At 63.8% G+C, this 10784-nt stretch carries 7 protein-coding genes; 6 read left to right on the top strand and 1 reads right to left on the bottom strand.

All coding sequences use genetic code 11. The features are described from left to right. The first annotated feature begins 37 nt into the window (after window positions 1-37). The 5 genes from VIE67_RS06025 to VIE67_RS06005 all read left to right on the top strand — a co-directional run bounded on the left by VIE67_RS06025 (window position 38) and on the right by VIE67_RS06005 (window position 7166). Window positions 38-1222 carry a LysM peptidoglycan-binding domain-containing protein gene (locus VIE67_RS06025; protein WP_332024275.1) on the top strand — a complete coding sequence of 395 codons (1185 nt, stop codon included), beginning with the start codon at window positions 38-40 and terminating at the stop codon, window positions 1220-1222. Window positions 1223-1258: 36 nt separating this feature from the next. Further along, window positions 1259-2404: a DNA-processing protein DprA gene (gene dprA / locus VIE67_RS06020; RefSeq protein ID WP_332024273.1), complete on the top strand. Its 1146-nt coding sequence runs from the start codon at window positions 1259-1261 to the stop codon at window positions 2402-2404. Window positions 2405-2656: 252 nt separating this feature from the next. Next, the gene (locus VIE67_RS06015; protein WP_332024271.1) at window positions 2657-5146 is read left to right on the top strand and encodes a DNA topoisomerase I; all 2490 of its coding nucleotides are present in this window, start codon (window positions 2657-2659) and stop codon (window positions 5144-5146) included. A gap of 11 nt (window positions 5147-5157) precedes the next feature. Then, on the top strand, window positions 5158-5709 hold the full coding sequence (tsaC, locus tag VIE67_RS06010) for an L-threonylcarbamoyladenylate synthase type 1 TsaC (RefSeq protein WP_332024269.1): 552 nt from the start codon (window positions 5158-5160) through the stop codon (window positions 5707-5709). A gap of 89 nt (window positions 5710-5798) precedes the next feature. Continuing rightward, the gene (locus VIE67_RS06005; RefSeq protein WP_332024267.1) at window positions 5799-7166 is read left to right on the top strand and encodes an AMP-binding protein; all 1368 of its coding nucleotides are present in this window, start codon (window positions 5799-5801) and stop codon (window positions 7164-7166) included. Between the two features lie 28 nt (window positions 7167-7194). On the opposite strand, the gene VIE67_RS06000 is transcribed toward VIE67_RS06005, so the two are convergent. Beyond that, the gene (locus VIE67_RS06000) at window positions 7195-7761 is read right to left on the bottom strand and encodes a DUF2782 domain-containing protein (RefSeq protein WP_332024266.1); all 567 of its coding nucleotides are present in this window, start codon (window positions 7759-7761) and stop codon (window positions 7195-7197) included. Window positions 7762-7921: 160 nt separating this feature from the next. On the opposite strand from VIE67_RS06000, the gene polA reads away from it, so the two are divergent. Then, a complete protein-coding gene (gene polA / locus VIE67_RS05995) occupies window positions 7922-10708 on the top strand; it encodes a DNA polymerase I (protein WP_332024264.1) in 2787 nt (928 codons plus the stop codon). Window positions 10709-10784 lie beyond the last annotated feature (76 nt).

The following is a 10784-nucleotide window of genomic DNA, read 5'->3' as shown; positions in this document are numbered from 1 at the left end:
CACGCAGTCCTTGGGGAAAATCAGGTTCTTAGCCGCCATGCTTAAAAGACTACCTGCGATCTTCGCCGGCTTCTTGGTGACGCTTGTGGCTTATGCCGCGAACGTCGAACTGGTTGCGAATCACCCGGATACGTACGTCGTACGCAGGGGCGATACGCTGTGGGGCATTGCGGCGAAGTTTCTCAAGCGCCCGTGGGAATGGCCCGAAGTCTGGCAGGCCAATGCCCAAGTCAAGAATCCGCACCTGATTTTCCCGGGCGACGTGATCAACCTCGCCTATCTCGACGGCGGTCCGCATCTGCGCCCGGGCTTCGGCCCCCACTCACGCGTCGAGCAGCTTGAGGATGCGATCAAACCCATTCCGCTGCAGGCCATCGAAAAGTTCCTCAAGCGCACGCGCATGATTGGCGAGGACGACTACAAGAACGCACCGCACGTTGTCGGTGCCGAAGACGCGCGTCTGCGCGCCACGCCGGGACAGCTCGCTTACGTGCGCGGCCTGAGCGCGCAGCCGGGCGACCAGCTCGCCGTCGTGCGCACGCTCGGGCGCTACTACGAAATCGTGCCGCGCGACGCCGCGCCGCAGCGCTTCTATCGCGATTCCACCGACGACAAAGACCTGTCGCACGAATTCCGCGATGACATGATCTGGCATCACGGCCCGCAGGAATTCAGTCTCGCCGGCAAGGTCAACTTCCTCGGCTACGAAGCGCTGCAGATCGGCACGGTGCGCGTCACCCACGCGGGCAATCCCGCCTCGGTGCTCGTGCTCACCTCGGATGTGGAAATTCGCCCGGGCGATTTCATCATGCCGATCGACGACAAACCTTACGACGCCTCCTACGTGCCGCACGCGCCCAAACAGGTGCCGGATGGCATGCGCGTTATCGCGTTCACCGATACGGTCGATGCGTCGGGCTGGATGGTGGCCGGGCGCAACACGGTCGTCGCGCTGTCGCATGGCGCGGCCGACGGGGTCGAGAACGGGCAGACGTATTCGATCTTCCATCACGGCGAAGTCGTGAAGGATTACACCGACTATCGTGACGGAAGCATGAAGAAATTCCTGCATCCGGATGAGGCGAAAGTGCAGTTGCCCGAGGAATATGTTGGCCACGTGATGATCTTCCGCACCTTCGACCACGTCAGCTACGGTCTGATCATGGACGGCGTGCGCCCGGTGCATCTGCTCGACCCGCTCTACGATCCGGATCATACCTAGCCAGTTCATTCGGTCCGCCATGGAGACAGGCGCCCAATGCCCTCCGAACTCTCCGCCGCGCAGACGCTTGCCTGGCTGACCCTGCTGCGCGCGCCCGGATTCGGTGCCGCACCCATTCGCGCCTTGCTCGCAAGGCATGGCGACGCGGTTGCTGCCCTGGCCCACGCGCGACGCGACGCACCCGAGGAAGCGCGCGCGTGGTTCGCCGCGCCCGATCAGGCCGCGCTCGATCGGGACGAAACCTGGCTGGCCGCAGCCGACCATCATCTGATCGTGCACGGTGCCGAGGATTTTCCGGTATTGCTGCGCGATATCGCGAATGCGCCGGCGGCGCTGTTCGTCGCGGGCGATCCGGCAGCGCTGTGGTCGCCGCAGATTGCGATCGTCGGTTCGCGCAGCGCCAGCGCGGGCGGGTTGGCCAATGCCAAGGCATTTGCGCGCGCCTTCGTCGAGGCCGGTATGGTCGTGACCAGCGGTCTGGCCGAAGGCATCGACGGCGCTGCGCACACGGCCGCGCTCGATGCCGGCGGCACGACGATCGCAGTGCTCGGCACGGGCATCGATCTGGTCTTTCCGCGCCAGCATGCAGAGCTGGCCGCGCGTGTCGCCGGCAACGGCGCGCTGGTCAGCGAATTTCCGCCGGGCACACCGGGTCACCCGAAACACTTTCCACGCCGCAACCGGATCATTTCGGGTTTGAGCCTCGGCACGCTCGTCATCGAAGCCAGCATCAAATCCGGCTCGCTGACCACGGCGCGCTATGCGGCCGAACAGGGCCGTGAGGTGTTTGCGCTGCCGGGCTCGATCCACAGCCCGCTCGCGCGCGGCTGCCACAAGTTGATCCGCGAGGGCGCCAAGCTGATCGAGACCGCGCAGGAAGTGCTCGAGGAACTGCGCGGGGTTGGCGCCGTGCTGGCCGATGGATTGCGCGAACGTCTGGCGCTGGACGATGCTGGCTCCACCAGTTCGCGCCATGCTGCCAATGCGCCGACAGCAGCGCATTCCGGCGATCCCGACTACGCGCGTCTGATCGCCGCGCTCGACCACACACCGACCGCGCTGGACGAGCTTGCCGGGCGCACCCAATTACCCGCCGCCGCGCTGTCATCGATGCTTCTGGTACTCGAACTCGATGGTTTGGTCGTTGCACAAGGCGGTCGCTATGCGCGTAAAACCCCCTGATCGAGCGATACCGAGCAACGAGGTGAAGTCTCTGTTTCCGTTGATATTTATTTCATGTCGTGCGTGTCGCTGGTGGTCCGCTTTGGACCGGCTTGCCGATCAGCGCGCTTGACACACGCCGCTTTCACAGGTTGACTGGAAAAAGGGCGCCCTGTCGGATGCGACACATTCCCGCGTCGAATTTCCTGTTATCCAATCCAACCATCCGCCTCGATCCGGACTGGCCGCGCGCAGCGCAGCCGTAAAAAACTTATGGCTAAAAATCTGCTCATCGTCGAATCGCCTGCCAAGGCAAAAACGATCAACAAATATCTCGGCAAGGACTTCAGCGTGCTCGCCTCCTACGGCCACGTGCGCGATCTGAAGCCCAAGGAAGGCGCGGTCGATCCCGATGCCGGCTTCGCCATGGCCTACGAACTGATCGAGAGGAATGAGAAGCACGTCGAGGCGATCGCCAAGGCCGCGGCCAAGGCCGACGCGCTCTACCTCGCCACCGACCTGGATCGCGAAGGCGAGGCGATCTCCTGGCATATCGCGGAGATTTTGAAACAGCGCAACCTGCTCGAAGGCAAGACTCTGCATCGCGTGGTGTTCTCGGAGATCACGCCGCACGCGATCCAGGAAGCCGTGGCCAATCCGCGCGCATTGTCGCTCGATCTGGTCAACGCGCAGCAGGCGCGGCGCGCGCTCGATTACCTGGTCGGCTTCAATCTGTCGCCGGTGCTGTGGCGCAAGGTGCAGCGCGGCCTGTCGGCCGGGCGCGTGCAATCGCCCGCACTGCGCATGATCGCCGAGCGCGAGGAGGAAATCGAGGCGTTCAAGGCGCGTGAGTACTGGTCGATCGAAGCCGATTGCGCGCATCCGGATCAGCGCTTTTCCGCGCGCCTGCTGAAACTGCACGGCAAGAAGTTCGAGCAGTTCGACCTGACCAACGAAACCGACGCGCATAACACGCGCGCGGAATTGCTGCGCAGCGCGCAGGGCCGCCTTATCGTTACCGAGGTGCAGTCGAAAGAGCGCAAGCGCCGGCCGTCGCCGCCGTTCACGACCTCGACCCTGCAGCAGGAAGCCGCGCGCAAACTCGGCTTCTCGACCAGCCGCACGATGCGCCTCGCCCAAGGTCTTTACGAAGGCGTCGCGATTGGCGACGAGGGCACGGTCGGCCTGATCACTTACATGCGTACCGACTCGGTCAACATCGGCAACGACGCGATCGCCGATATCCGCGGCGTGATCGCGCGCGACTACGGCGCCAAGGCGCTGCCGGAGAGTCCGAACATTTACCGCAGCAAATCCAAGAACGCGCAGGAAGCGCACGAGGCGATTCGTCCGACCACGGCCCTGCATACGCCGCGCAGCATCGCCACGTTCCTGAACGACGATCAGCGCAAGCTGTACGAACTGATCTGGAAGCGCGCCGTCGCCAGCCAGATGCAGTTCGCGACCTTGAACACCGTGTCGGTCGATCTCGACGCAGGTGGCGATTCGACCCTGCGCGCCAGCGGCACCACGGTGGTCGATCCGGGTTTTCTTGCGGTGTACGAGGAAAGTCACGACGTCAAGACGGCGGAGGACGACGAAGCCAACCGCAAATTGCCGGCGATGCAGATCGGCGAAGCCGTGCCGCTCGCGGACATCCTCGCCGAGCAGCATTTCACCGAGCCGCCGCCGCGTTACTCCGAGGCGAGCCTGGTCAAGACGCTGGAGGAATACGGCATCGGCCGGCCGTCGACCTACGCGAGCATCATCCAGACCCTGTTGAACCGCGAGTACGTCACGCTCGACAGCCGCCGCTTCAAGCCGACCGATGTCGGCCGTGCCGTGGCGAAATTCCTGTCCGGACATTTTGCGCAGTACGTCGACTACGATTTCACCGCCAAGCTTGAAGACGAGCTCGATGCGGTCAGCCGCGGTGAAGAGGACTGGGTGCCGCTGCTGCAGAAGTTCTGGACGCCGTTCAAGGCCCTGGTCGACGAAAAGACCGAGTCGGTGGATCGCTCCGAAGCGAGCGGTTCGCGCGAGTTGGGACTCGATCCCGCGTCGGGCAAACCGCTCAGCGTACGTCTGGGCCGCTACGGACCGATGGCGCAGATCGGCAGCAAGGACGACGAGGACAAACCGCGCTTCGCCAGCCTGCGCCCCGGGCAGAGCATCCACACGATCACGCTCGAGGACGCGCTGCATCTGTTCAAGCTGCCGCGCACGCTCGGCGAGGCGGCGGACGGCGAGACGATCAGCGTCGGCATTGGCCGCTTCGGTCCGTTCGTCAAGCACGGCAAGACCTATGCGTCGATCAAGCCGCCCGACGATCCGTACACGATCGAGCTTCCGCGCGCGAAGGAAGTGCTGCACGAGAAGGCCGAGGCGATTCGCAACCGCGTAATCGCGAGTTTCCGCGACGGCGCCATTCAAATCCTGCGTGGCCAGTACGGTCCGTATATCACCGATGGCAACAAGAATGCGCGCATTCCGAAAGATCGCGAACCAGCGTCGCTGAGCGAGGCCGAGTGCGCCGAACTGCTGGCTGCGGCGCCCGACAAACCCAAGCGCGGCGGACGCTTCCGCAAGGCCGCGAAAACCGCGCCTGCGACTGCGACCACGGCCACGGCCACGGCCAAAGCAGCGCCGGCAAGAAAAACTGCCACAAAGAAAGCGGCGGCGAAGAAAAAGCCGCGCAAAAAGGTCGCGGCGAAAAAAACCGCGGTCAGGAAATCGGCAAAGGCCGCCAGCGGGGCAAGCTGAGGTTGCCTGTCGTGCCAGACGCGCTCGAATCCGCGGTTACCGCGCTGCGCTCGGGCAGCGTCATCGCCTATCCGACCGAAGCGGTCTTTGGTTTGGGTTGCGATCCGCTGAACGCGACTGCTGTAGCGCGGTTGTTTGCGCTGAAGCAGCGACCGAGCGGACAGGGCGTGCTGCTGATCGCCGCGGATTTCGATCAGGTAAGGGATTTTATCGGCGCCGTGCCTGCCGACGCGCTCACTCGCGCGCGTGCGACCTGGCCGGGCCCGCACACCTGGGTGTTTCCGCGCTCCGCGACGACGCCACCCTGGCTCGCCGGCGAGCACGCGGGCATCGCGCTGCGTGTCACCGCGCATGCGCCCGCCGCGCAACTATGTCGCGCGTTCGGCGCGGCGCTGGTATCGACCAGCGCGAACCGGCACGGCGAAGCGCCGGCGCGCGACGCCATGCAGGTGCATGCGTTATTCGGCGATCAACTCGGCTATATTCTCGACGGCGCGACCGGCGGGATGGAGCGGCCAACCCCGATACGCGATGCGATCAACGGGGAGTTTGTTCGCCGTTAAGGCTTGGGTCTGAATAATTTGCCACGGGTTTGCGTTGGCCTGAGTCGCGACGAATCTGTGTTTATACGGAAGCCAGCTGAGGGGACATGATGTCGGCAGTAATCGAAACCGGACGCAAGTACCGCCCGGCACCCGCCATACCCTTGCTGGCGGACGCCGATCTGTCGCGCACGTTCGCCTGGCGTGACGGTACCGCGATCAGCACGGGCGAATTCCTCGCCGCGGTCGAGGCGCTGGCCCGGCGCCTGCCGAATGCCAGTTACGCAGTGAATCTGTGCGAGGACCGCTATCGGTTCCTCGTGTCGTTCTGCGCGACTGCGATTGCCGGCCAGACCAGCCTGTTGCCAGCATCGCGCGCGCCACAGACCGTGAACGACATGCTGCATGCCTATGCGCCGAGCTATGCGCTCAACGATGGCGAGTCCGCTGCGTCGCGCAGTTTCAATGTCGCGCAGCTGCACGGGAAAATGGAGAAGTATACAAACACCATTCCACTCATTGCGTCGGATCACACGCTGGCCATTGCGTTCACCTCGGGCTCGACCGGCGCGCCGAAGGCGAATCGCAAGACCTGGCAAAGCTTCTGCGCCAGCAGCGCCCTGAACCGGGCCACGCTCGAGGTCGCCGGACCAGCGCCGAATATCGTCGCGACCGTACCGGCGCAGCATATGTACGGTCTGGAACTGTCAGTCCTGCTGCCGTTGCGCAGTCGCGCGGCGATCCACGCCGGGCAGCCGTTTTTCCCGGCCGATATCGCGCAGGCATTGGGCGAGATTCCAGCGCCGCGTGTGCTGGTGACGACGCCGTTTCACCTGCGCGCGCTGCTGCAGGAGAACCTCGCTTTGCCGATGCTGGCCGCCGTCGTCAGCGCCACCGCGCCTCTCGATGCCGAGCTCGCCGCGCGCGTCGAGCGGCGCTACGCGACACAGGTGATCGAATTGTTCGGCTCGACCGAAACCTGCGTCATCGCACAGCGGCGTACCGCGCATCTTGTCGGGTGGTCGCTCTACGACGGTGTCGAACTGCATCCGCAGCCGGACGGTACGCTCGCGACCGCGTCGCATTTCGGCGAACCGACCCTGTTGCAGGACATCGTCGAACTGCTGCCACAGCGGCAATTCCAGCTACGCGGGCGCAATTCGGATCTTCTGGAAATTGCCGGCAAACGCGGCTCGCTCGGCGATCTCACCCAGCGCCTGCTGGCGATCCCGGGCGTGGACGATGCGATCGTGTTCCAGCTCGATGCGGATACGCGAGGCGTGCGCCGGCTCGCTGCGCTGGCGGTCGCCCCGCAACTCGACGAGCCCGGCATCCTCGCGGCGCTGCGCGAGGCGATCGACCCGGTCTTCCTGCCACGCCCGCTGCGCCTGGTCGCTGCGCTGCCGCGCAACGCGACCGGCAAGCTGCCGCGCGAAGCCCTGCTCGCGGCGCTGGCCGGGAAAAAGCCGGTCGTTTAGGCCACTCGGGTTCGAGTGGAAAAGTGTACTATTTCCATTCGAACACTCTGTATTCCACCGGCGTCACGTGACCCGACACGCCTGCCGCCGGATCCGGCGGCAGCGGCCCTGTGTATCTCTGGTCGACGTACCATTTGGTCTCGCCGCCGTCCTTGGGAATAATGCGTTGCGCGAACAGCTTGCCGTGCTTGCGGTATTCCTCGATCGTGTCGTTGCCTTCCTGGCGCACGGTGATCACCGGCAACTCGGTCGCCTCGGCGGCCCTCTGCACTTCGGGCGGCAGGCCCGGGCTGTTGAATTTCTGTTCGGGTGCGGGCGGCAACACGGGCACTGGCCTGGCCGCAGCACGTTTTGCTTCCTCGGCAGCGGCCTTGGCCTCCACCTCGGAGTTGGCGAGCGGAACGATCTTGACTTTCGGATCGACCGGCGACTGCGGCGCTGCGGCCGGCGCCGTCTGGGCGCTGCCCGGATCGTCCATCGCCGGCGGCGCCTGCACAGGCGGCAGCGTGTCCGTCGATTTGCCGCGATCCTGAGCGGTCGCAGTCGCGGCGACAAGCAATCCGGTGATTATGCTGACCAGAAATGATCGGCTCATGACGCACCTCCATGCTCGATAGCGCTTCGAAGCATAACAAAACCTGCGTGAAGACCACATGAAATTGCACACATTCACGGTGCGTTTGGTTTAGTGTCCCTCGTTGCAAATCGTTTGCTGCTGGCCCAAGCTCGGCGGCTTATTCAAATAAATCACCGCAATGGCACGACCGACACTCACCCTGATCGACGGCTCCGGTTATCTGTATCGCGCGTTTCATGCGTTGCCGCCGCTGACCAATGCGCGCGGCGAGCCGACCGGCGCGCTGTTTGGCGTGATCAACATGTTGCGCCTAGGCCTGAAGGCCAAACCCGACTACATCGCCTTCGTGGCCGATGCACCGGGCCCGACCTTTCGCGACGATCTGTACGCCGACTACAAGGCGCAGCGCGCGCCGATGCCCGAGGATCTGCGCACGCAGATCGAACCGATGCTGCAACTGGTCGCCGCACTCGGATTTCCGATTTTGTGTATCCCCGGCGTCGAGGCCGACGATGTGATCGGCACGCTGACAACGCAAGCCGCGGCGCAAGGCATCGACGTGATCGTGTCGACCGGCGACAAGGATCTCGCCCAGCTGGTCAATCCACACGTGACCCTGGTCAACACGATGACCAACACCCGGCTCGACGAAGCCGGCGTAGTTGACAAGTTCGGCGTACGTCCCGATCAGATCGCCGACTATCTCGCCCTGATGGGCGACAGCGTCGACAACGTGCCCGGCGTCGAGAAATGCGGACCGAAGACGGCGGCGAAATGGTTGGCCGAATATGCCGATCTCGCCGGCGTCATCGCCAATGCCGACAAGGTCGGCGGCAAGATCGGCGAAAACCTGCGCGCCGCGCTGCCGCGCCTGCCGTTGTGGCGTGAGTTGACGCAGGTCAAGACCGATGTGGCGCTGGACGTAAAGCCGTCCGACCTGACCTTGCGCGAGCCCGATACCGCCAAGCTGCGCGAGCTGTATGCGCGCTACGAATTCAGGGCGGCGCTCAAGGAACTGGATGCCGCGGCCGTTGCCGCAGAGCCGGGCAGCGCCGCAGTGGAAAAAACGCTGGAGTCAGGCGCTCGCGAAAATAACGCGCAAACACAAACGCCTGCTTCGAGTCCCGAGTCCCGAGCCCCGAGCCCCGCAACTGCCAGCGGCCAGTACGACCTCGTGCTCACCCACACGCAATTCGACGCCTGGCTTGCGCGCCTCGATGCGGCCGATCTGATCTGCATCGATACTGAAACGACCGGCCTCGATCCGATGCGCGCCGAGATCGTCGGCGTGTCGTTCGCGGTCGAACCGGGCCATGCCGCGTATGTACCGCTCGCGCACGATTATCCGGGCGCGCCGGCGCAACTCGATCGCACCAAGATACTTGAAGCCCTGCGTCCACTTTTACAGAATGTGCAAAAATACAAACTCGGACAGCACCTGAAATACGACATGAACGTGCTGTCGACTTACGGCATCGCGATGGCCGGCGTGCGCTTCGACTCGATGCTCGAATCCTATGTGTGGAATTCGAGCGGCAACCGTCACGACATGGACACGCTGGCAAAAAAATATCTGGGCGTCGACACCATTCGTTACGAGGACGTCACCGGCAAAGGCGCCAAGCAGATCGGCTTCTCGCAGGTCGACGTGCGCCGCGCCGCGGACTATGCGGCCGAGGATGCCGACATCACCTTGCGCCTGCACGCTGCGCTGTGGGCCAAACTGGAAACCGAACCCAGATTGCAAAGCGTATTCGAGGATATCGAGATGCCGCTCGTGCCCGTGCTCGCGCGCATGGAACAAACCGGTGTCCTCATCGATGCGGAGAAACTGAAAATACAGAGTCAGGAACTCGGCCGGCGCATGCTCGAATTGCAACAGCATGCCTACGGCGTTGCCGGCCGCCATTTCAGTCTCGATTCGCCCAAGCAATTGCAGATGCTGCTTTACGACGAGCTGAAATTGCCGGTGACGCAGAAGACGCCGACCGGACAGCCGTCGACGAACGAAGAAGCGCTCGAGGGTCTCGCCGATCAGCACGAACTGCCGCGCCTCATTCTCGACTACCGCACGCTGGCGAAGCTGCGCTCGACCTACACCGACAAGCTCGCCGAACACGTCAATCCGCGCACCGGCCGCGTGCACACGAGCTATCACCAGGCGGTCGCGGCGACCGGACGGCTGTCGTCGAACGATCCGAATCTGCAGAACATTCCGATCCGCACTGAGGAGGGCCGGCGCATTCGCCAGGCCTTCGTCGCACCGGCGGGCCATAAAATCCTCGCTGCGGATTATTCGCAGATCGAGTTGCGCATCATGGCGCATCTGTCCGGCGATGCGGGCCTGCTCGCGGCATTTCACGGCAATCAGGATGTGCATCGCGCGACCGCGGCCGAGGTGTTTGGCGTACCGCCCGAACAGGTCGACGCGAATCAGCGCCGCGCCGCCAAGGCGATCAATTTCGGCTTGATGTATGGCATGAGTGCCTGGGGTCTGGCGCGTCAGCTGGGCATCGACCGCAACGAGGCGCAGGGCTACGTCAAACGCTATTTCGAACGTTATCCGGGCGTGCAGGCGTTCATGCAGGCGACGCGCGAGCAGGCGCACCGCGACGGCTACGTCGAAACCGTGTTCGGGCGGCGCCTGTATCTCTACGAAATCAACTCGCGCAATCAGGGTTTGCGCGCGGGCGCCGAGCGCGCAGCGATCAACGCACCGATGCAGGGCACTGCGGCCGACATCATCAAGCGCGCGATGATCGCGGTCGATGCCTGGCTGCAAAACAATTCCGGCGTGGCGCGCATGATCATGCAGGTGCACGACGAACTGGTGTTCGAAGTGCGCGCAGAGGCCGTGGAAAAAATCACCGCCGGCGTGCGCGAACGCATGATGCATGCGGCGGACCTTGCGGTGCCCTTGATCGTGGATACGGGCGTCGGCGACAACTGGGACGAGGCGCACTAGACGGCTATTTTTTGCTGTTGCGCGCATCCGTAAAAGTTTCACGAAACTTTTACGTAAAGTTTCGTAATTGTTCTAT

It is taken from the genome of Rudaea sp. (genome assembly GCF_036560865.1).
GTDB lineage: Bacteria > Pseudomonadota > Gammaproteobacteria > Xanthomonadales > Rhodanobacteraceae > Rudaea.
Note: the sequence above shows the minus strand (reverse complement) of the source record. Positions and strands in the feature narration are given on the sequence as shown.

Coding starts and splice junctions, on each gene's coding strand:
- VIE67_RS06025 (WP_332024275.1), top strand. CDS start 38: ATGCTTAAAAGACTACCTGCGATCTTCGCCGGCTTCTTGGTGACGCTT.
- dprA (WP_332024273.1), top strand. CDS start 1,259: ATGCCCTCCGAACTCTCCGCCGCGCAGACGCTTGCCTGGCTGACCCTG.
- VIE67_RS06015 (WP_332024271.1), top strand. CDS start 2,657: ATGGCTAAAAATCTGCTCATCGTCGAATCGCCTGCCAAGGCAAAAACG.
- VIE67_RS06005 (WP_332024267.1), top strand. CDS start 5,799: ATGTCGGCAGTAATCGAAACCGGACGCAAGTACCGCCCGGCACCCGCC.
- VIE67_RS06000 (WP_332024266.1), bottom strand. CDS start 7,761: ATGAGCCGATCATTTCTGGTCAGCATAATCACCGGATTGCTTGTCGCC.
- polA (WP_332024264.1), top strand. CDS start 7,922: ATGGCACGACCGACACTCACCCTGATCGACGGCTCCGGTTATCTGTAT.